Source organism: Enterobacter cloacae complex sp. I3, from assembly GCF_014896175.1.
Lineage (GTDB): Bacteria > Pseudomonadota > Gammaproteobacteria > Enterobacterales > Enterobacteriaceae > Enterobacter > Enterobacter bugandensis.
In genome coordinates this window covers 53,837-75,487 of sequence record NZ_JADBQZ010000017.1, presented here as the reverse complement: position 1 = coordinate 75,487, position 21,651 = coordinate 53,837, and the positions used below count along the sequence as shown (strand labels likewise).

Annotated in this window: 18 protein-coding genes and 3 tRNA genes; 19 read left to right on the top strand and 2 right to left on the bottom strand. The window is 55.2% G+C overall.

Features of this window, described 5'->3' with window-relative positions:
- Window positions 1–188: 188 nt before the first annotated feature.
- The 8 genes from nagB to IM271_RS14690 all read left to right on the top strand — a co-directional run bounded on the left by nagB (window position 189) and on the right by IM271_RS14690 (window position 6,663).
- A complete protein-coding gene (nagB, locus tag IM271_RS14725; protein ID WP_028012356.1) occupies window positions 189–989 on the top strand; it encodes a glucosamine-6-phosphate deaminase in 801 nt (266 codons plus the stop codon).
- Between the two features lie 55 nt (window positions 990–1,044).
- Entirely contained in the window at window positions 1,045–2,193 is a 1,149-nt protein-coding gene (nagA, locus tag IM271_RS14720; RefSeq protein WP_028012355.1) for an N-acetylglucosamine-6-phosphate deacetylase, read from the top strand.
- Between the two features lie 8 nt (window positions 2,194–2,201).
- The gene (locus tag IM271_RS14715; protein ID WP_028012354.1) at window positions 2,202–3,422 is read left to right on the top strand and encodes an N-acetylglucosamine repressor; all 1,221 of its coding nucleotides are present in this window, start codon (window positions 2,202–2,204) and stop codon (window positions 3,420–3,422) included.
- Between the two features lie 45 nt (window positions 3,423–3,467).
- Entirely contained in the window at window positions 3,468–4,220 is a 753-nt protein-coding gene (gene nagD, locus IM271_RS14710; protein ID WP_028012353.1) for a ribonucleotide monophosphatase NagD, read from the top strand.
- 250 nt (window positions 4,221–4,470) lie between these two features.
- Window positions 4,471–6,135 carry an asparagine synthase B gene (gene asnB / locus IM271_RS14705; RefSeq protein ID WP_014883010.1) on the top strand — a complete coding sequence of 555 codons (1,665 nt, stop codon included), beginning with the start codon at window positions 4,471–4,473 and terminating at the stop codon, window positions 6,133–6,135.
- A 227-nt stretch (window positions 6,136–6,362) separates the two neighbouring features.
- Window positions 6,363–6,439 (top strand) — tRNA-Met (locus IM271_RS14700).
- A gap of 39 nt (window positions 6,440–6,478) precedes the next feature.
- Window positions 6,479–6,553, top strand: a tRNA-Gln gene (locus tag IM271_RS14695).
- Window positions 6,554–6,588: 35 nt separating this feature from the next.
- Window positions 6,589–6,663 (top strand) — tRNA-Gln (locus IM271_RS14690).
- Between the two features lie 107 nt (window positions 6,664–6,770).
- On the opposite strand, the gene ubiF is transcribed toward IM271_RS14690, so the two are convergent.
- Complete coding sequence (gene ubiF / locus IM271_RS14685) at window positions 6,771–7,946, bottom strand: 3-demethoxyubiquinol 3-hydroxylase (RefSeq protein WP_126818628.1); 1,176 nt, start codon at window positions 7,944–7,946, stop codon at window positions 6,771–6,773.
- A gap of 135 nt (window positions 7,947–8,081) precedes the next feature.
- Here ubiF and miaB point away from each other — a divergent pair, with 135 nt between their 5' ends.
- The 10 genes from miaB (at window position 8,082) to rihA (ending at window position 18,306) form a co-directional block, all read left to right on the top strand.
- The gene (gene miaB / locus IM271_RS14680) at window positions 8,082–9,506 is read left to right on the top strand and encodes a tRNA (N6-isopentenyl adenosine(37)-C2)-methylthiotransferase MiaB (RefSeq protein ID WP_028012350.1); all 1,425 of its coding nucleotides are present in this window, start codon (window positions 8,082–8,084) and stop codon (window positions 9,504–9,506) included.
- A 163-nt stretch (window positions 9,507–9,669) separates the two neighbouring features.
- Window positions 9,670–10,716 carry a PhoH family protein gene (locus IM271_RS14675; RefSeq protein WP_028012349.1) on the top strand — a complete coding sequence of 349 codons (1,047 nt, stop codon included), beginning with the start codon at window positions 9,670–9,672 and terminating at the stop codon, window positions 10,714–10,716.
- On the top strand, window positions 10,713–11,180 hold the full coding sequence (gene ybeY, locus IM271_RS14670; protein WP_003858677.1) for an rRNA maturation RNase YbeY: 468 nt from the start codon (window positions 10,713–10,715) through the stop codon (window positions 11,178–11,180). Before IM271_RS14675 ends, ybeY begins: the two co-directional genes overlap by 4 nt.
- A gap of 84 nt (window positions 11,181–11,264) precedes the next feature.
- Complete coding sequence (gene corC, locus IM271_RS14665) at window positions 11,265–12,143, top strand: CNNM family magnesium/cobalt transport protein CorC (RefSeq protein ID WP_021242574.1); 879 nt, start codon at window positions 11,265–11,267, stop codon at window positions 12,141–12,143.
- A 5-nt stretch (window positions 12,144–12,148) separates the two neighbouring features.
- Entirely contained in the window at window positions 12,149–13,687 is a 1,539-nt protein-coding gene (gene lnt / locus IM271_RS14660; protein ID WP_193052789.1) for an apolipoprotein N-acyltransferase, read from the top strand.
- A 355-nt stretch (window positions 13,688–14,042) separates the two neighbouring features.
- Window positions 14,043–14,948, top strand: a complete 906-nt coding sequence (locus IM271_RS14655; protein ID WP_014831086.1) for an amino acid ABC transporter substrate-binding protein — start codon at window positions 14,043–14,045, stop codon at window positions 14,946–14,948.
- Between the two features lie 156 nt (window positions 14,949–15,104).
- Window positions 15,105–15,845 (top strand): amino acid ABC transporter permease, encoded by a 741-nt coding sequence (locus IM271_RS14650; RefSeq protein WP_028012347.1) that lies wholly within the window; start codon window positions 15,105–15,107, stop codon window positions 15,843–15,845.
- On the top strand, window positions 15,845–16,519 hold the full coding sequence (gene gltK / locus IM271_RS14645; protein ID WP_028012346.1) for a glutamate/aspartate ABC transporter permease GltK: 675 nt from the start codon (window positions 15,845–15,847) through the stop codon (window positions 16,517–16,519). Before IM271_RS14650 ends, gltK begins: the two co-directional genes overlap by 1 nt.
- Window positions 16,519–17,244, top strand: coding sequence for an amino acid ABC transporter ATP-binding protein (locus IM271_RS14640; RefSeq protein WP_193052788.1), 726 nt, complete (start codon window positions 16,519–16,521; stop codon window positions 17,242–17,244). The genes gltK and IM271_RS14640 overlap by 1 nt, the downstream gene beginning before the upstream one ends.
- Window positions 17,245–17,364: 120 nt before the next feature.
- Entirely contained in the window at window positions 17,365–18,306 is a 942-nt protein-coding gene (gene rihA, locus IM271_RS14635; RefSeq protein WP_028012344.1) for a pyrimidine-specific ribonucleoside hydrolase RihA, read from the top strand.
- 54 nt (window positions 18,307–18,360) lie between these two features.
- On the opposite strand, the gene IM271_RS14630 is transcribed toward rihA, so the two are convergent.
- Window positions 18,361–18,843, bottom strand: coding sequence for a zinc ribbon-containing protein (locus tag IM271_RS14630; protein WP_028012343.1), 483 nt, complete (start codon window positions 18,841–18,843; stop codon window positions 18,361–18,363).
- 216 nt (window positions 18,844–19,059) lie between these two features.
- Here IM271_RS14630 and leuS point away from each other — a divergent pair, with 216 nt between their 5' ends.
- Window positions 19,060–21,642, top strand: coding sequence for a leucine--tRNA ligase (gene leuS / locus IM271_RS14625; RefSeq protein WP_193052787.1), 2,583 nt, complete (start codon window positions 19,060–19,062; stop codon window positions 21,640–21,642).
- The last annotated feature ends 9 nt before the right edge of the window (window positions 21,643–21,651 follow it).

The following is a 21,651-nucleotide window of genomic DNA, read 5'->3' as shown; positions in this document are numbered from 1 at the left end:
ATTTTTTGTGATTATTGTCACCAAATATCGTATTCCCTCCTCCCTTTCACTGGCTAACAGCCAAAACTTATTTTATCATTAAAAAAATCAAGACGGATTGATCCGGCCTGAAAGGTTCCAGGTTACGCTTAAGCATCAGGTTCCGATACCCATCCGCCCACTCTTCTACTTAAACTTTGAGGTGAACAATGAGACTGATTCCCCTGGCAACTGCTGAACAAGTCGGTAAATGGGCCGCTCGCCATATCGTTAACCGTATTAATGCCTTCAAGCCTACTGCCGATCGTCCCTTCGTTCTTGGCCTTCCAACGGGTGGTACCCCACTGACCGCGTACAAAGCGCTGGTTGAAATGCATAAAGCGGGCCAGGTTAGCTTTAAACACGTTGTGACCTTCAACATGGACGAATATGTCGGCCTGCCAAAGGAGCATCCTGAAAGCTACCATAGCTTCATGCACCGCAATTTCTTTGATCACGTTGATATCCCAGCTGAAAATATTAACCTGCTGAATGGAAATGCGCCTGATATTGACGCAGAATGCCGTCAGTACGAAGAAAAAATCCGTTCTTACGGTAAAATCCACCTGTTCATGGGTGGCGTGGGCAACGATGGTCATATCGCGTTCAACGAACCAGCTTCTTCTCTGGCTTCCCGTACCCGTATTAAAACGCTGACCCATGACACCCGCGTGGCAAACTCCCGCTTCTTTGACGGTGATGTGAACCAGGTTCCAAAATACGCCCTGACCGTTGGCGTAGGCACCCTGCTGGATGCCGAAGAGGTGATGATTCTGGTACTGGGCGGCGTGAAAGCGCAGGCGCTCCAGGCAGCCGTTGAAGGCAACGTTAACCACATGTGGACCATCAGCTGCCTGCAGCTGCATCCAAAATCAGTCATCGTCTGCGACGAACCGTCCACGATGGAGCTGAAGGTGAAAACGCTGAAATACTTCAACGAGTTAGAAGCTGAGAACATCAAAGGTCTGTAATTGAATAACCGCCTCTTCTGTCAGAGGCGGTCGCTTTTTTTAACCGGGGGTCGATATGTACGCTTTAACCCACGGTCGGATTTATACCGGCCATGAAATTCTGGATGACCATGCGATTGTTATCGCCAATGGCCTGATTGAACGTGTTTGCCCGCTGGCGGAACTGCCGCCGGAGATAGAACAGCGCTCACTCAATGGAGCAGTAATCTCCCCCGGTTTCATCGACGTACAGCTTAACGGCTGCGGCGGTGTGCAGTTCAATGACACCGCCGAGGCGGTGACGGTTGAAACGCTGGAAATCATGCAGAAAGCTAACGAGAAATCAGGCTGCACCAGCTATCTGCCGACGCTCATCACCAGCAGTGATGACCTGATGAAACAGGGTATCCGCGTGATGCGCGAATACCTGGCCAAACACCCGAACCAGGCGCTGGGTCTGCATCTGGAAGGGCCATGGCTGAACATAGTGAAAAAAGGCACGCATAACCCGGATTACGTGCGCAAGCCGGATGCTGAACTGGTCGACTACATGTGTGCCAATGCTGATGTGATCGCTAAAGTGACGCTGGCGCCTGAAATGACCGGTACTGAGGTCATCAGCAAACTGGCTGCCGCCGGGATTGTGGTTTCAGCAGGCCACTCAAACGCCACGCTGAAAGAAGCCAAAGCGGGCTTCCGTGCCGGCATTACCTTTGCGACCCACCTTTACAACGCCATGCCGTATATTACCGGCCGTGAACCGGGTCTGGTCGGGGCGATTCTCGACGAACCAGACGTCTACTGCGGCATTATCGCTGATGGCATGCACGTTGATTACACCAACATTCGCAACGCCAAACGGCTGAAAGGTGACAAGCTCTGCCTGGTCACCGATGCCACCGCGCCAGCAGGTGCAAATATTGAGCAGTTCATTTTTGCTGGTAAAACAATATACTACCGCAATGGACTGTGTGTGGATGAAAACGGTACGCTGAGTGGCTCCTCTTTGACCATGATTGAAGGGGTGCGTAATCTGGTGGAGCATTGTGGGATTGCGCTTGATGAAGTCCTGCGTATGGCCACCCTTTATCCGGCTCGCGCCATCGGCGTGGATAAACAGCTCGGCGGAATTGCACCAGGTATGGTTGCAAACCTGACGGCATTCACACACGATTATAAAATTATTAAGACCATCGTTAATGGTAACGAGGTCGTCACTGAGTAAGTAAAAGTATGACACCAGGCGGACAAGCTCAAATCGGTAATGTCGATCTCGTTAAACAACTTAACAGTGCGGCGGTTTATCGCCTGATTGACCAACATGGTCCAATCTCGCGGATCCAGATAGCCGAACAAAGCCAGCTTGCTCCCGCCAGCGTGACAAAAATTACCCGCCAGCTCATTGAGCGCGGTTTGATCAAAGAAGTCGATCAGCAGGCCTCCACCGGGGGCCGCCGCGCCATCTCCATCATTACCGAAACCCGCAACTTTCAGGCCATTGGCGTCCGGCTTGGTCGTCATGACACCACGCTCACGCTGTACGATTTGAGCAGCAAAGCCATTGCGGAAGAGCACTACCCACTGCCCGAGCGCACCCAGGAGACGCTGGAACACGCGCTGCTGAATACTATCGCGCACTTTATTGAAAGCTGTCAGCGCAAGATCCGCGAACTGATCGCCATCTCCGTCATTCTGCCGGGCCTGGTCGACCCGGAAAGCGGTGTGATCCGATACATGCCGCATATTCAGGTTGAGAACTGGGCGCTGGTCGACGCGCTGGAAAAACGCTTTAAGGTGACCTGCTTTGTCGGCCATGATATTCGTTCTTTAGCGCTGGCTGAGCACTACTTTGGTGCGAGTCAGGACTGTGAAGACTCTATTCTGGTGCGCGTACACCGCGGTACGGGCGCAGGCATTATCTCCAATGGCCGTATTTTTATTGGTCGTAACGGTAACGTTGGCGAGATCGGCCACATCCAGGTTGAACCGCTCGGCGAACGCTGCCACTGCGGCAACTTCGGCTGCCTTGAAACCATCGCCGCCAACACGGCCATCGAGCAGCGCGTTCGCCACCTGCTTGAGCAGGGTTATCAAAGCCGCGTCACGCTGGACGATTGCAAGATAGGCACCATCTGCAAAGCCGCCAATAAAGGCGACGCGCTGGCCTGTGAGGTGATCGAGCAGGTAGGTCGCCATCTGGGGAAAACCATCGCCATCGCCATTAACCTGTTTAACCCGCAGAAGGTGGTGATCGCCGGAGAGATTGTTGAAGCGGAAAAAGTGCTGCTGCCCGCCATCGAAGGCTGTATCAACACCCAGGCGCTGAAAGCATTCCGACAGAACCTCCCGGTGGTTCGTTCGAAGCTTGACCATCGCTCGGCGATTGGCGCGTTTGCGCTGGTCAAGCGCGCCATGCTCAACGGGATCCTGCTCCAGCATTTGCTGGAATCCTGATCGGACCTTATAGTAACGCCTTCTTTTTTTGATGTCGGAATGTCCATGACCATTAAGAATGTAATTTGTGATATCGACGGCGTGCTGATGCACGACAACGTTGCCGTGCCGGGTGCTGCGGAGTTTCTTCACCGCATCATCGACAAAGGAATGCCACTGGTTCTACTCACGAACTACCCTTCCCAAACCGGTCAGGATCTGGCGAACCGCTTTGCCACCGCAGGCGTCGACGTGCCGGACAGCGTGTTTTATACCTCCGCAATGGCAACGGCGGATTTCCTGAAGCGTCAGGAAGGAAAAAAAGCCTACGTGGTCGGTGAAGGCGCGCTGATCCACGAGCTGTATAAAGCAGGCTTTACCATTACCGATGTGAACCCGGACTTTGTGATCGTGGGTGAAACGCGCTCCTTTAACTGGGAGATGATGCATAAAGCAGCCTACTTTGTCGCCAATGGTGCGCGTTTTATTGCCACCAACCCGGATACGCACGGCCGTGGTTTCTATCCGGCCTGCGGCGCGCTGTGCGCCGGTATTGAAAAAATCTCGGGCCGTAAGCCTTTTGTTGTCGGCAAACCGAGCCCGTGGATCATCCGCGCCGCGCTGAATACGATGCAGGCACACTCAGAAGAAACCGTCATTGTTGGCGACAACCTGCGCACCGATATTCTGGCTGGCTTCCAGGCGGGGCTTGAAACCATCCTGGTACTTTCTGGCGTCTCGCAGCTTGATGACATCGATACGATGCCCTTCCGACCAAGCTGGATTTACCCCTCTGTCGACGAAATCGACGTTATTTGATTCTGAACCACGTCCCAGGGCGTGGTTTTTCATTTTCAGCTTATACAAACAAAACATCATCTAACAAAAAACCCTTTTCATTGCACAATCATCAATAAAAGGATGCGTGACGTACTCTTTTTTCACTATTCCGCAATCACTATTGCACTTTTTCCGTTTTGGCCCGTAAAACCCTTGCGCCCCTCCCCCCTTTTGCGGCATTTTCATAAGCAAGCAACATCACAATGCAACAGGGTTAACGGAGAAGGTTATGTGTTCAATTTTTGGCGTACTGGATATTAAAACTGACGCGGGCGAATTGCGTAAAAAAGCACTCGAATTGTCCCGCCTGATGCGCCATCGCGGCCCGGACTGGTCAGGCGTTTACGCCAGCGACAAAGCGATTCTGGCTCACGAACGTCTGTCTATTGTTGACGTCAACGCCGGTGCACAGCCGCTGTATAACGAGAAAAAAACGCACGCGCTGGCTGTCAACGGTGAAATTTATAACCATCAGGCGCTGCGCGCCGAGTACGGCGACCGCTACGCCTTCCAGACCGGCTCTGACTGTGAAGTGATCCTGGCGCTGTATCAGGAGAAAGGTCCCGAGTTTCTCGACGACCTGCAGGGCATGTTTGCCTTCGCCCTGTACGACAGCGAAAAAGACGCTTACCTGATTGGCCGTGACCATATCGGTATTATCCCGCTGTACATGGGGCACGATGAACACGGCAACTTCTACGTTGCTTCAGAGATGAAAGCGCTGGTACCGGTCTGCCGCACCATCAAAGAGTTCCCGGCGGGCAGCTATCTGTGGAGCAAAGACGGTGAAATTCGTCCGTACTACCAGCGCGACTGGTTTGACTATGACGCGGTGAAAGACAACGTGACGGATAAAGCCGAGCTGCGTCAGGCGCTGGAAGATTCCGTGAAAAGCCACCTGATGTCAGACGTGCCTTACGGCGTACTGCTCTCCGGCGGTCTGGACTCCTCCGTGATCTCCGCGATCACCAAGAAGTTCGCGGCTCGTCGCGTGGAAGATCAGGAGCGCTCCGAGGCCTGGTGGCCGCAGCTGCACTCCTTTGCCGTGGGCCTGGAAGGGGCACCGGATCTGAAAGCCGCGCAGGAAGTGGCAAACCACCTCGGCACCGTGCACCATGAAATTCACTTCACCGTGCAGGAAGGCCTGGATGCGATCCGCGATGTGATCTATCACATTGAAACCTATGACGTGACCACCATTCGCGCCTCCACGCCGATGTACCTGATGTCGCGTAAGATCAAGGCGATGGGCATCAAGATGGTCCTCTCCGGCGAAGGTTCTGACGAAGTGTTTGGCGGCTACCTGTACTTCCATAAAGCGCCAAACGCCAAAGAGCTGCATGAAGAGACCGTGCGTAAGCTGCAGGCGCTGCACATGTTCGACTGTGCCCGTGCCAACAAAGCGATGTCGGCCTGGGGCGTGGAAGCGCGCGTGCCGTTCCTGGATAAGAAATTCCTCGACGTGGCGATGCGCATCAACCCGCAGGATAAAATGTGCGGCAACGGCAAAATGGAAAAACATATCCTGCGTGAATGTTTTGAATCTTACCTGCCGGCGAGCGTGGCATGGCGTCAGAAAGAGCAGTTCTCTGATGGCGTTGGCTACAGCTGGATCGACACCCTGAAAGAGGTGGCGGCGAAGCAGATTTCTGACCAGCAGCTGGAAACCGCAAGCTTCCGCTTCCCGTACAACACGCCGGGCTCGAAAGAAGCGTACCTCTACCGTGAGATCTTTGAAGAGCTGTTCCCGGTGCCGAGCGCAGCCGAGTGTGTTCCTGGCGGTCCGTCAGTGGCCTGTTCATCCGCAAAAGCCATTGAATGGGATGAATCTTTCAAGGCGATGAACGATCCATCGGGGCGTGCGGTAGGCGTTCACCAGTCCGCCTACAAATAATCACAACGATTTCAAACAGGCCCCTAAGGGGCCTGTTTTTTTTGCCTCACATTTCACCACCAAAAATCGATTAATAACCAATAATTGCCGAATATTCGGTCACGCTGTTCGCAACCTAACCAAACAGTCACATTCCGGCTATTTTCGTTGAAAAAGGTGTTGACGCTGCAAGGGTCTATACGCATAATGCGCCCCGCAACGCCGATAAGGTAACGCGAAAAAAAGATGGCTACGTAGCTCAGTTGGTTAGAGCACATCACTCATAATGATGGGGTCACAGGTTCGAATCCCGTCGTAGCCACCAAATTAAGATTATCGATTTGTTTCGGTAATAAAAAATTGTTGGGGTATCGCCAAGCGGTAAGGCACCGGTTTTTGATACCGGCATTCCCTGGTTCGAATCCAGGTACCCCAGCCAATTTAAAAGTCGTTAAGCAGTCTGTTTAACGCAATTGGGGTGTCGCCAAGCGGTAAGGCTCTGGTTTCTGATACCAGCATTCCGGGGTTCGAATCCCTGCACCCCAGCCACTTAAAACAAACAAGCCCGCTCTGCGGGCTTTTTTGTTTTTGTTGCTCAGAATAGTGCGGCCTGATGCCCTCACCCTACCCCTCTCCCACGGGAGAGGGAATTAAGATTAGAGTCCGAGGGCGTATTTCAGCGCCTGACGCTTCAGCCCACCGGCACGCTCTGCCGCCATTAAGCCAATGTTACGCAGAATGCGCACCGGGGCCAGGTCATTGCTGAAACCGGCATAGAACAGATCCATCCCTGACTGCATGATGAAGTTATCCGCCATACGGCGCGTCTGGTAGCGCTTCAGTACCTGATGGCTGGCCCAGGCTTCCGCGTGAGCGCGTGCGTTGCCCAGCACGTCCAGTAACGCATCGACGTCACGGTATCCAAGGTTGACTCCCTGCCCCGCCAGCGGGTGGATGGTGTGTGCCGCATCGCCCACCAGCGCCAGCCCTTCTCGGGCATACTGTAAAGCATGACGGCGCGTGAGCGGGAATGCACCTGCGGTGACTGGCGTCACGTTGCCAAGGCGGCGCGGGAAGTGAAGCAGGATCTCGCGCTGCAACTGCTCCATCGACAGCCCCTGCAGCTGGCGAATGCGCGCCGGTTTGTCGTACCACACCAGCGAAGCCCAGTTATCAAACAGCGGCAAGAATGCATGCGGGCCGTTCGGCGTAAAGTGCTGCCAGGTGCTTTCGCCCGGCGCATTCTCACACTGAACGGTGATTAACATGCAGGATTGCTGATATTGCCAGGCATGAACCCCAATACCCGCCATCTCCCTGACCTGCGAGTTAGCGCCATCGGCCCCGACGACCAGCTTCACGGCCAGTTCATCGCCGCTGTCGAGCGTCAGCAAATAGCCGCTTTCATGAGGATGCAGTGCCTTAAGTGACGCAGGCATACGCAGCGTCACCTTCGGATGTGCCTCCAGCGCCTGCCAGAGCGCCAGCTGGAGCACGTTGTTTTCCACCATATAGCCCAGGCGCGGCAGCTTCAGCTCGGCGGCGTCAAACGACACGTGGGCATTTTCCCACTCCCAGGTTTCAAGGCGGCTGTAAGGGTGTGCGCGCATCGCCTGCACCGCCTCCCAGACGCCCAGGCCGCGCAGCAGATCGACGGACGCCGCGCTGATGGCGGAAATGCGCACGTCCGGTTTGCTGGCGGGATCGAATGCCGGGGGAGCCGCCTGTTCAATAACGGTTACATCAAATCCCTGCTGCGCCAGCCCCAGCGCCAGCGCGCCGCCGACCATACCGCCGCCGACAACGGCAACTTCGGTGTGTTGGAGTGTCATGGTCAATTTTCCTTATTGGAGAATCCCTTAAGTTTACCGGATTTTTGCGGTCCTGAGACACACAACCTTCATACTGGTCACAACCCCATCAAAGCATTACAATACGCGGCTTGCAATCCTGAGCTGAGCAAGTCGATGACTAAAAAACTCCATATAAAAACCTGGGGCTGTCAGATGAACGAATACGATTCATCCAAGATGGCCGATCTGCTGGATACCACCCACGGATACCAGCTGACTGAAAATGCGAAAGAAGCCGATGTGCTGCTGCTGAACACCTGTTCAATTCGTGAAAAAGCACAGGAAAAAGTCTTTCATGTGTTAGGCCGCTGGAAGCTTCTTAAACGGAAAAATCCGGACCTGATCATTGGCGTCGGTGGCTGCGTCGCGTCGCAGGAAGGTAAGCTGATCCGCCAGAGAGCCCCGTATGTGGATATCGTCTTTGGTCCTCAGACCCTGCACCGCCTGCCGGAGATGATCAATCAGGTTCGCGGTAACCGTAGCCCGGTCGTTGACGTCAGCTTCCCGGAGATCGAGAAATTTGACCGTCTGCCAGAGCCGCGCGCCGATGGCCCGACCGCCTTCGTCTCGATCATGGAAGGCTGCAACAAATACTGTACCTACTGCGTGGTGCCTTACACCCGCGGTGAAGAGGTCAGCCGCCCGGCGGACGACATTCTGTTTGAAATTGCCCAGCTTGCCGCGCAGGGCGTTCGCGAAGTGAACCTGCTGGGCCAGAACGTTAACGCCTGGCGCGGCGAGAACTACGACGGCACCACCGGCAGCTTTGCCGAACTGCTGCGCCTGGTAGCCGCGATTGACGGCATCGACCGTATTCGTTTTACCACCAGCCATCCGATGGAGTTTACCGACGACATCATTGACGTCTATCGCGATACGCCAGAGCTGGTGAGCTTCCTGCACCTGCCTATTCAGTGCGGCTCTGACCGCGTGCTGAACCTGATGGGCCGTCCGCATACGGTGCTGGAGTACAAATCCACCATCCGCAAGCTGCGCGAAGCGCGCCCGGATATCCAGATTAGCTCTGACTTTATCGTCGGCTTCCCAGGCGAAACCGCTGATGACTTCGAGCGCACCATGAAGCTCATCGGTGAAGTGAACTTTGACGTCAGCTACAGCTTCATCTTCTCAGCGCGTCCTGGCACGCCTGCGGCCGACATGGTTGACGACGTGCCGGAAGAAGAGAAAAAGCAGCGTCTGTATATTCTTCAGGAACGCATCAACCAGCAGGCCAACGCCTGGAGCCGCCGTATGCTCGGCACCGTCCAGCGCATTCTGGTGGAAGGTACTTCCCGCAAGAGCATCATGGAGCTCTCTGGTCGTACCGAGAACAACCGCGTGGTGAACTTCGAAGGCACCCCGGACATGATCGGTAAATTTGTGGACGTCGAAATTGTCGAAGTGCTGACCAACTCGCTGCGCGCGAAGGTGGTACGCACCGAGGACGAAATGGGCCTGCGTATTGCCGAGTCACCGGAATCCGTAATTTCTCGTACCCGCAAAGAAAACGATTCTGGCGTTGGGATTTACCAGCCTTGATCCTTCAGGCCTGCCTCTTCGGCAGGCCTTGTATTTCCTCTCATCACCCCCAATATCTACCGCAACGCTTGCGCCTTTATTCTGTGGCGTGAATAATTTCGGTAATGACCGTTCTATTGCTCCGTGTGGCAGCGGGTCAGTTAACCATTTAAAGAGGAACAGTTTGAACATAGATACGCGTGAAATTAGCCTTGAGCCCGCAGACAACGCTCGCCTGCTGAGCCTGTGCGGGCCGTTTGATGACAACATCAAACAACTGGAGCGACGTCTGGGTATCGAAATCAATCGTCGCGATAACCATTTCAAACTCACCGGACGCCCTATCTGCGTCAACGCGGCAGCAGATATTCTACGCAGCCTGTATGTCGATACCGCTCCGATGCGCGGCGAAATTCAGGATATCGAGCCGGAACAGATCCACCTCGCCATTAAAGAGGCGCGCGTGCTTGAGCAGAGCGCGGAAAGCGTGCCGGACTACGGCAAGGCGATCAATATCAAGACCAAGCGTGGCGTCATCAAGCCGCGTACGCCGAACCAGGCGCAGTACATCGCCAACATTCTTGACCATGACATCACCTTCGGCGTGGGTCCCGCGGGTACAGGTAAAACCTATCTGGCGGTTGCCGCTGCGGTGGATGCGCTGGAGCGTCAGGAGATCCGTCGTATCCTGCTGACCCGCCCCGCCGTTGAAGCGGGTGAAAAACTCGGCTTCCTGCCCGGCGATCTGAGCCAGAAGGTCGACCCTTACCTGCGCCCGCTGTACGACGCGCTGTTCGAGATGCTCGGCTTCGAGAAAGTGGAGAAGCTGATCGAACGTAACGTGATCGAAGTGGCCCCGCTCGCCTACATGCGCGGCCGTACGCTCAACGATGCGTTCATCATTCTCGATGAAAGCCAGAACACCACCATCGAACAGATGAAAATGTTCCTGACGCGTATCGGCTTCAACTCGAAAGCGGTGATCACCGGTGACGTCACCCAGATCGACCTGCCGCGCAGCACTAAATCAGGCCTGCGCCACGCCATTGAGGTGCTGTCAGAGGTAGACGAAATTAGCTTTAACTTCTTCCACAGTGAAGACGTCGTTCGCCACCCGGTGGTCGCGCGCATCGTTAACGCCTATGAAGCCTGGGAAGAGGCGGATCAAAAACGCAGGGCCGAACAGGCCGCGGAACGTAAGCGCGAAGCGCAGGAGCAAGAACAGAAATGAGTCAGGTGATCCTCGATTTACAGCTGGCATGTGAAGACAATTCCGGCATGCCAGAAGAGGCACAGTTTCAGAAATGGCTGGATGCGGTAATCCCCCAGTTTCAGGAAGAATCAGAAGTCACGATTCGCCTGGTGGATGAAGCGGAAAGCCATGAGCTTAACCTGACCTACCGCGGGAAAGATAAGCCAACCAACGTGCTCTCTTTCCCGTTCGAAGCGCCGCCGGGTATTGAGATGCCGCTGCTGGGCGATCTGATCATCTGCCGTCAGGTGGTTGAGCAGGAAGCCAAAGAGCAGCAGAAACCGCTGGAAGCGCACTGGGCGCATATGGTGGTACACGGCAGCCTGCACCTGCTGGGCTACGACCACATTGAAGATGACGAAGCGGAAGAGATGGAGTCCCTTGAGACAGAGATAATGCTTGCTCTGGGCTATGAGGATCCGTACATTGCCGAGAAAGAATAGTCAGTTACTGACTACCATGCCGCCGCGCAGGGACATAGCGCGGCGGTTAACATTGAACTAACAAGAGAACCCTTAACAAACGCCATGAGCGACGACAATTCACACAGTAGCGACACGACAACCAGTAAAAAGGGATTTTTCTCCCTCATTCTGAACCAGCTTTTCCACGGCGAGCCGAAAAACCGTGATGAACTGCTGGAGCTGATTCGTGATTCCGGGCAGAACGACCTTATCGACGAAGATACGCGCGAAATGCTCGAAGGGGTCATGGACATTGCCGACCAGCGCGTCCGCGACATCATGATCCCCCGCTCGCAGATGATCACCCTGAAACGTAACCAGACGCTGGACGAGTGCCTCGATGTGATCATCGAATCCGCCCACTCGCGTTTCCCGGTCATCAGCGAAGATAAAGATCACATCGAAGGGATTTTGATGGCCAAAGATCTGCTGCCGTTTATGCGCAGCGATGCCGAAGCCTTCAGCATGGAAAAAGTGTTACGCCAGGCCGTGGTCGTGCCGGAAAGTAAACGTGTGGATCGGATGCTGAAAGAGTTTCGCTCTCAGCGTTACCACATGGCGATTGTTATTGATGAATTCGGCGGTGTCTCAGGTCTTGTCACGATCGAAGATATTCTTGAGCTGATCGTGGGCGAAATCGAAGACGAGTACGACGAAGAAGAAGATATCGACTTCCGTCAGCTTAGTCGCCACACCTGGACCGTGCGCGCGCTGGCCTCGATTGAAGATTTCAACGACGCCTTCGGTACCCACTTCAGCGATGAAGAGGTCGATACCATTGGCGGGCTGGTGATGCAGGCCTTTGGCCATCTTCCGGCGCGCGGTGAGACCGTTGACATCGACGGTTACCAGTTCAAAGTGGCAATGGCCGACAGCCGACGTATTATACAGGTTCACGTCAGAACGCCGGACGATTCACCGGTGCCAAAACTGGAAGATTAATGTAAATGGCATTTGCCCCATTGCTTGAACGCCAGCGCGTCCGTTTGCTGCTGGCGCTGTTACTCGGAGCCAGCGGTACGCTGGCTTTTTCTCCTTACGACATCTGGCCCGCGGCCATTCTCTCCCTGATGGGGCTTCAGGGGTTAACCCTGAATCGTCGTCCGGTACAGGCCGCTGCGATCGGCTACTTCTGGGGGCTGGGGCTATTTGGCTCCGGCATTAACTGGGTCTACGTCAGCATCGCACAGTTTGGCGGGATGCCGGGGCCGGTTAACGTCTTCCTGGTCGTCCTGCTCGCCGCCTATCTCTCGCTCTATACCGGTCTGTTCGCCGGGATTCTCTCTCGCCTGTGGCCTAAAACCACCTGGCTGCGTGTCGCCATTGCCGCGCCAGTGGTCTGGCAGATTACCGAGTTCCTGCGCGGCTGGGTGCTGACCGGCTTCCCGTGGCTGCAGTTCGGCTACAGCCAGATTGACGGCCCGCTGAAAGGTCTGGCACCGATAATGGGCGTTGAAGCCATTAACTTCCTGCTGATGGTGGTGAGCGGCCTGCTGGTACTGGCGCTGGTCACGCGCGGCTGGAAGCCGCTGGCTGTGGCCCTGGTGTTGTTCGCACTGCCGTTCCCGCTGCGCTATATCCAGTGGTTCACGCCCGAGCCCGAGCGTGCCATGCAGGTTTCCATGGTGCAGGGGAATATCCCGCAGTCCATGAAGTGGGACGAAAAAGAGTTGCTGAACACGCTGAAGATCTACGCCAACGCCACCGAAGAGGTGATGGGCAAATCACAGCTGATTATCTGGCCAGAATCCGCTATTCCCGATCTGGAAATTAACCAGCAGCCGTTCCTCAACATGATGAACGATCTGCTGGTGGCGCGCGGCAGCACCCTGATTACCGGCATTGTTGATGCGCGCCTGAATCAGCAGAACCGCTACGACACCTACAACACCATTATTACACTCGGCAAAGACAGCGAATACAGCTACCACTCCACCGACCGGTACAACAAGAACCACCTCGTGCCGTTCGGTGAATTTGTGCCGCTGGAGTCTATTTTGCGTCCGCTGGCACCGTTCTTTGACCTGCCGATGTCCTCCTTCAGCCGCGGTCCGTACGTTCAGCCCCAGCTTCACGCGCACGGTCTGGCCCTGACGGCCGCCATCTGCTACGAAATCATCCTCGGCGAGCAGGTGCGCGATAACTTCCGCCCGGACACCGACTATCTGCTGACCATCTCCAACGATGCGTGGTTCGGTAAATCGATTGGTCCGTGGCAGCACTTCCAGATGGCGCGCATGCGTTCTCTGGAGCTGGCGCGTCCGCTGCTGCGTAGCACCAATAACGGCATCACCGCCGTGATTGGCCCGCAGGGCGAAATCCAGGCCATGATCCCGCAGTTCACCCGTGAAGTGCTGACAACCAAAGTCACGCCAACCACGGGCCTGACGCCGTACGCCCGCACCGGCAACTGGCCGCTGTGGATCCTGACCGCGCTGTTCGGCTTTGGTGCCGTGCTGATGAGCCTGCGTCAGCGTCATAAATAACCTTGCCTTCTGATGCCGGGTGGCGGCTGCGCCTTACCCGGCAATTTCCTCCCAATCTTCAATTCTGGCACGCCTGTTGCTTTATTTATTCACGTAAACGCTGTCTGGCTTAACGTGCAACCTTGTCGCACCAGTGTAGATCGTCGCTAGCACCGAAACGGTGCAACGGGAGATTATTGCCTCTGAATGGTGCGGCGCGCTTCGCAAAAATAAACAATAACGCAGCAAAATCTTTACATTAAGCCAGACTAAATGTTAACAAGCTTGCATAACACTGCACTCGCATTGCGCGAGATATAACAACATCACAATGGGTATCTATGCGTCACTGGCGCTGATAAGAAAGGAGTTGGGTATGCAATTACGTAAACTGGCCACAGCAATGCTGGTTATGGGAATGTCCGCAGGCGTGGTTCACGCTGAAGACGCTCCGGCAGCAGGCAGCACTCTCGACAAGATTGCCAAAAACGGCGTCATCGTGGTCGGCCACCGTGAATCTTCCGTCCCGTTCTCTTACTACGACAACACGCAAAAAGTCGTGGGCTATTCACAGGATTACTCCAACGCTATCGTTGAAGCTGTGAAGAAAAAGCTGAACAAACCTGACCTGCAGGTGAAGCTGATCCCAATCACTTCACAGAACCGTATTCCACTGCTGCAAAACGGCACCTTTGACTTCGAGTGTGGTTCCACCACCAACAACCTCGAGCGTCAAAAACAGGCGGCCTTCTCTGACACCATCTTTGTCGTGGGCACCCGTCTGCTGACCAAGAAAGGCGGCGCGATCAAAGATTTTGCGGACCTGAAAGGCAAAGCGGTCGTTGTGACCTCCGGTACCACTTCTGAAGTCCTGCTGCACAAGCTGAACGACGAGAAGAAAATGGATATGCGCATCATCAGCGCGAAAGACCATGGCGACTCCTTCCGTACGCTGGAAAGCGGTCGTGCCGTCGCGTTTATGATGGATGACGCCCTGCTGGCGGGCGAACGTGCGAAGGCGAAGAAACCAGACAACTGGGATATCGTCGGTACCGCGCAGTCCAAAGAAGCCTACGGCTGTATGCTGCGTAAAGACGATCCGCAGTTCAAAAAGCTGATCGATGACACTATCGCCCAGGTGCAGACCTCCGGCGAAGCGGAAAAATGGTTCGACAAGTGGTTTAAGAACCCGATTCCACCAAAAAATCTCAATATGAACTTTGAACTGTCTGACGACATGAAAGCGCTGTTCAAATCTCCAAATGACAAGGCTCTTAACTAATTAGAACAACAGGGGCGGGATCTCCTGCCCTCTCGATTGTCGGGAAGCATGGACAGACATATACGCTGAGTGGTCGTTCCCCACTCAGCGCGAAAAAAGAGCTTCTCACCAATCTTCGAGGGTAGCGCTGCTACCCTCTTTTTTCTGGAGTTTATTATGTCAATAGACTGGAACTGGGGCATCTTCCTGCAACAAGCCCCGTTCGGCAACACCACCTATCTTGGCTGGCTGTGGAGCGGCTTTCAGGTTACCGTGGCATTATCGATAACGGCGTGGATCATCGCGTTTCTTGTCGGTTCGCTGTTCGGTATTCTGCGAACCGTCCCTAACCGTTTTCTTTCAACAATTGGCACACTGTATGTGGAACTGTTCCGTAACGTTCCGCTCATCGTGCAGTTCTTTACCTGGTATCTGGTCATCCCGGAACTGCTGCCGGAAAATATTGGCATGTGGTTCAAGTCGGAGCTGGATCCGAACGTGCAGTTCTTTGTCTCCTCCATGATGTGTCTGGGGCTGTTTACCGCTGCGCGCGTTTGCGAGCAGGTGCGTGCCGCCATTCAGTCATTGCCACGCGGACAAAAAAATGCGGGCCTGGCTATGGGCCTGACCCTGCCACAAACCTACCGCTACGTGCTGCTGCCTAACGCCTACCGCGTTATCGTTCCACCGATGACCTCTGAGATGATGAACCTGGTGAAAAACTCGGCCATCGCCTCAACCATCGGCCTGGTGGATATGGCTGCACAGGCGGGCAAGCTGCTGGATTACTCCGCTCACGCGTGGGAATCATTCACCGCGATTACGCTCGCGTATGTTCTGATTAACGCTTTCATCATGCTGGTGATGAACCTGGTTGAACGCAAAGTACGCCTGCCGGGCAATCTGGGAGGCAAATAATGTACGAATTTGACTGGAGTTCTATTGTTCCATCCATGCCTTACCTGCTCGATGGCCTGGTGATTACCCTCAAGATCACCGCGATCGCTATCGTCGTGGGTATCGTCTGGGGCACCCTGCTGGCCGTCATGCGCCTGTCGAGCTTTAAGCCGCTCGCCTGGTTTGCGACTGCCTACGTTAACGTCTTCCGCTCCATCCCGCTGGTGATGGTGCTGCTGTGGTTTTACCTGATTGTTCCAGGCTTCTTACAGAATGTGCTGGGACTGTCGCCGAAAACCGACATCCGCCTGATCTCTGCGATGGTGGCGTTCTCGATGTTTGAGGCCGCTTACTATTCAGAGATTATCCGTGCGGGTATCCAGAGTATCTCCCGTGGGCAGTCCAGCGCCGCGCTGGCGCTGGGAATGACGCACTGGCAGTCCATGCAGCTCATCATTCTGCCTCAGGCGTTTCGCGCCATGGTTCCGCTCCTGCTGACCCAGGGTATCGTGCTGTTCCAGGATACCTCTCTGGTTTACGTTCTGAGTCTGGCGGACTTCTTCCGTACCGCGTCGACCATAGGTGAACGTGATGGTACGCAGGTCGAGATGGTGCTCTTCGCGGGTGCGGTCTATTTTGTGATTAGTTTAAGCGCGTCGCTGTTGGTCAGCTGGCTGAAGAAAAGGACGGTATAATGATTTCCCTGAAAAATGTTTCTAAATGGTATGAGCACTTTCAGGTGCTGACCGACTGCTCCACCGAAGTCAAAAAAGGCGATGTGGTGGTGGTGTGCGGGCCGTCCGGTTCCGGTAAGTCTACACTGATCAAAACGGTTAATGGTCTGGAGCCTGTGCAGCAGGGCGAAATTGTTGTTAACGGCACGAAAGTGAACGACAAGAAAACCAACCTGGCCCAGCTTCGCTCTCACGTCGGCATGGTGTTCCAGCATTTTGAGCTGTTCCCTCATCTGTCCATTATTGAGAACCTGACGCTGGCTCAGGTCAAAGTGCTCAAGCGTGATAAAAAAGCGTCGCGCGAAAAGGGGCTCAAGCTTCTGGAGCGCGTGGGGCTTTCTGCACATGCCGATAAGTTCCCGGCACAGCTTTCCGGCGGCCAGCAGCAGCGTGTGGCGATTGCGCGCGCACTGTGCATGGATCCGGTGGCGATGCTGTTCGATGAGCCCACGTCAGCGCTCGATCCTGAAATGATCAACGAAGTGCTGGACGTGATGGTCGAGCTGGCGCACGAAGGGATGACCATGATGGTGGTGACGCACGAAATGGGCTTCGCCCGTAAAGTGGCCAACCGCGTGATCTTCATGGACGAAGGGAAAATTGTCGAAGACTCACCGAAAGAAGAGTTCTTCGCCAACCCGAAATCCGAACGCGCCAAAGATTTCCTCGCGAAAATTCTGCACTAATCTTCTCGGTGCGCAATCTGCGGATTGCGCACTGCTTCACGCTTTAGATCTCTTTTTCTATTCGGCGTCACATCGCAGCGTTAACCTTGTCACAAAATAATGCTAAGAATGGAGAACGCTATGGCACACCCTATAATTCTCGACTGCGATCCGGGTCATGATGACGCGATCGCGCTCGTCCTCGCGCTTGCCTCCCCTGAACTGGACGTGAAAGCGGTCACCTCGTCCGCCGGAAATCAGACGCCGGACAAAACCCTGCGCAACGTTTTACGAATGCTGACGCTGCTGAAACGCACCGATATTCCTGTCGCAGGCGGCGCCGTTAAGCCGCTGATGCGCGAGCTGATCATTGCCGACAACGTTCACGGTGAAAGCGGGCTGGATGGCCCGGCGCTGCCGGAGCCGGGCTTTGCACCGCAAAACTGCACCGCCGTGGAGCTGATGGCGAAGGTGCTGCGTGAAAGCGCAGAGCCCGTCACCCTGGTGGCTACCGGCCCGCAGACCAACGTTGCGCTCCTGCTGAACAGCCATCCTGAACTGTACAGCAACATCGCCCGTATCGTCATCATGGGCGGATCAATGGGGCTGGGGAACTGGACGCCTGCGGCCGAATTCAACATCTTTGTTGATCCGGAAGCGGCGGAGATCGTCTTCCAGTCGGGCCTGCCGATTGTGATGGCGGGGCTGGACGTGACGCATCGGGCACAGATTATGGCAGACGATATTGAGCGCTTCCGCGCCGTGGGCAACCCGGTTGCGACAACCGTAGCCGAGCTGCTCGACTTCTTTATGGAGTACCACAAAGCCGAGAAATGGGGCTTTCACGGCGCGCCGCTGCATGACCCGTGCACCATCGCCTGGCTGCTGAAGCCTGAAATGTTTACCACGGTGGACAGATGGGTTGGCGTGGAGACGCAGGGGAAATATACCCAGGGGATGACGGTGGTGGATTACTATTCGCTGACGGGAAATAAACCGAATACGACGCTGATGGTGGATATCGACCGGGAGGCGTTTGTGGATTTGCTGGCGGAAAGACTTGCTTACTATTGTGCGGCCTGACGCCCTCATCCTGGCCCTCTCCCAAGGGGAGAGGGAACAAAACTGCGCTTTTACTTATGGCTCAAACGGGCGACGCTGGAACTGATCGTGCCCGCACTTCGGGCACAGCGGCAACACATCCGGCGTATATACCGCAATATGGTGATGGCACTTCTCGCACACCAGATTCCCCAGCCCCACCACTTCACCGCTCTGGTACACGCCGTGATGATTTAAATCCTGGAACACCTCGCGCCACTCCAGCTGGGTTTTATCGGTAATATCCGCCAGTTCCTGCCACAGGCTCTCTTTGATCACCCGCATAAAGACGCTGTCGGCGATCTCATCCTGGCTCTCTTCGTAGCTGCGCGCGAACTCTTCCAGATCGCGGCGTACGGCGCGCGTCACCTCTTCCACTTCGGTTCGCGTTAACTCACCCGTTTGCGTCACCCGTTCACGCGCCTGTTCGACCAGCGCGTCAATATCGCGCTCGCCGTTACGCAGCCGTTCCGTCAGTGTCGCCACCAGTTCGCGGTAAAATTGAGCAACCTTGTTCATCATTTTGCCTCCCGGGTAAGTAACTATTTCTAATAATAGACCTTATTTCGCCGCCGCTTTGTCAGGTGAAGCACAGACCCGGTAAATTCCTGCAAAGTGCAATTGCGCGAAAGGCTGTTTTGACGCGGGCGTTTGGGCTATGCTATGCGGATCTGAATTACCACATCCATTGGCTACATTTTTGTAGCTGTATTGAACACAGGACCACTGGCTGCCATGCAAGAGCAATACCGCCCGGAAGAGATAGAATCAAAAGTCCAGCAACACTGGGACGAGAAGCGCACCTTTGAAGTAACCGAAGACGAGAGCAAAGAGAAGTATTACTGCCTGTCGATGCTTCCCTATCCTTCTGGTCGACTACACATGGGCCACGTGCGTAACTACACCATCGGTGATGTGATCGCCCGTTACCAGCGCATGCTGGGCAAAAACGTTCTGCAGCCAATCGGCTGGGATGCGTTCGGCCTGCCTGCAGAAGGCGCAGCGGTAAAAAACAATACCGCTCCGGCACCGTGGACGTACGACAACATCGCGTACATGAAAAACCAGCTCAAAATGCTGGGCTTCGGCTATGACTGGAGCCGCGAGCTGGCGACCTGTACCCCGGAATACTACCGCTGGGAGCAGAAGTTCTTCACCGAGCTGTACAAAAAAGGCCTGGTGTACAAGAAGACCTCTGCCGTTAACTGGTGCCCGAATGACGAGACCGTTCTGGCGAACGAGCAGGTTATCGACGGCTGCTGCTGGCGCTGCGACACCAAAGTTGAGCGTAAAGAGATCCCGCAGTGGTTTATCAAAATCACCGCTTACGCTGACGAACTGCTGAACGATCTGGATACGCTGGATCACTGGCCTGACACCGTTAAGACCATGCAGCGCAACTGGATCGGCCGTTCTGAAGGCGTGGAAATTACCTTCAACGTTGAGAACTACGACCAGACCCTGACCGTCTACACCACCCGTCCGGACACCTTCATGGGTGCGACCTATCTGGCCGTGGCCGCAGGTCACCCGCTGGCGCAGAAAGCGGCAGAGAACAACCCGGAACTGGCGACCTTCATCGACGAATGCCGCAACACGAAAGTGGCCGAAGCCGACATGGCGACGATGGAGAAAAAAGGCGTTGCGACGGGCTTCTATGCTAAGCACCCGCTGACGGGCGAAGCGATCCCGGTCTGGGCAGCAAACTTCGTTCTGATGGAGTACGGTACAGGTGCAGTCATGGCCGTTCCGGGTCACGATCAGCGCGACTACGAGTTTGCCACCAAATACAACCTGCCGATTAAAGCCGTTATTCTGGCCGCCGATGGTTCTGAACCTGACCTGTCCGAGCAGGCGTTGACAGAAAAAGGCACCCTGTTTAACTCCGGTGAGTTCAGCGGCCTCAGCTTCGAAGAGGGCTTCAACGCCATCGCCGATAAGCTGGCCTCACTGGGCGTGGGCGAGCGTAAAGTGAACTTCCGTCTGCGCGACTGGGGCGTGTCCCGTCAGCGTTACTGGGGTGCGCCAATTCCAATGGTGACCCTGGAAGACGGCACCGTCATGCCAACGCCTGAAGATCAGCTGCCCGTGATCCTGCCGGAAGACGTGGTTATGGACGGCATCACCAGCCCGATCAAAGCCGATCCTGAGTGGGCCAAAACCACCGTCAACGGCCAGCCTGCGCTGCGTGAAACCGACACCTTCGATACCTTTATGGAGTCCTCCTGGTACTACGCGCGCTACACCTGCCCGCAGTACAAAGAAGGCATGCTGGATTCTGACGCCGCCAACTACTGGCTGCCGGTAGATATCTATATTGGTGGTATCGAACACGCCATCATGCACCTGCTCTACTTCCGCTTTTTCCATAAGCTGATGCGCGATGCCGGCATGGTGAACTCTGACGAGCCCGCTAAACAGCTGCTGTGCCAGGGTATGGTGCTGGCAGACGCCTTCTACTACGTTGGCGCGAACGGAGAGCGTAACTGGGTTTCTCCGGTTGATGCGATCGTTGAGCGCGACGAGAAAGGCCGTATCGTGAAGGCGACAGACGCTGAAGGCCATGAACTGGTTTATACCGGCATGAGCAAGATGTCCAAGTCTAAAAACAACGGCATCGACCCGCAGGTGATGGTTGAGCGTTACGGCGCCGACACCGTACGTCTGTTCATGATGTTTGCTTCTCCGGCTGATATGACCCTTGAGTGGCAGGAATCCGGCGTAGAAGGCGCGAACCGCTTCCTGAAACGCGTCTGGAAGCTGGTGTACGAACATACCGCACAGGGTGATGCTCCGGCACTGAACGCCGCTGCGCTGAGCGAAGACCAGCAGGCGCTGCGTCGTGATGTTCATAAAACGATCGCGAAAGTGACCGATGATATTGGTCGTCGTCAGACCTTCAATACCGCAATTGCGGCTATTATGGAACTGATGAACAAGCTGGCGAAAGCCCCGCAGGACGGCGAGCAGGATCGTGCCATCATGCGTGAAGCGCTGCTGGCCGTGGTTCGCATGCTTAACCCGTTCACGCCACACGTCAGCTTCACCCTGTGGCAGGAGCTGAAAGGCGAAGGCGATATCGACAACGCGCCGTGGCCGGTGGCTGACGAAGCAGCGATGGTGGAAAACACCACGCTGGTGGTGGTCCAGGTCAACGGCAAAGTCCGTGGTAAAATTACCGTGGCGGTCGATGCAACTGAAGATCAGGTTCGCGAGCGCGCGGGCCAGGAACCTCTGGTTGCGAAATATCTTGAGGGCGTTACCTTACGTAAAGCGATCTACGTACCGGGTAAACTGCTCAATCTGGTCGTTGGCTAAGCGCGGGAG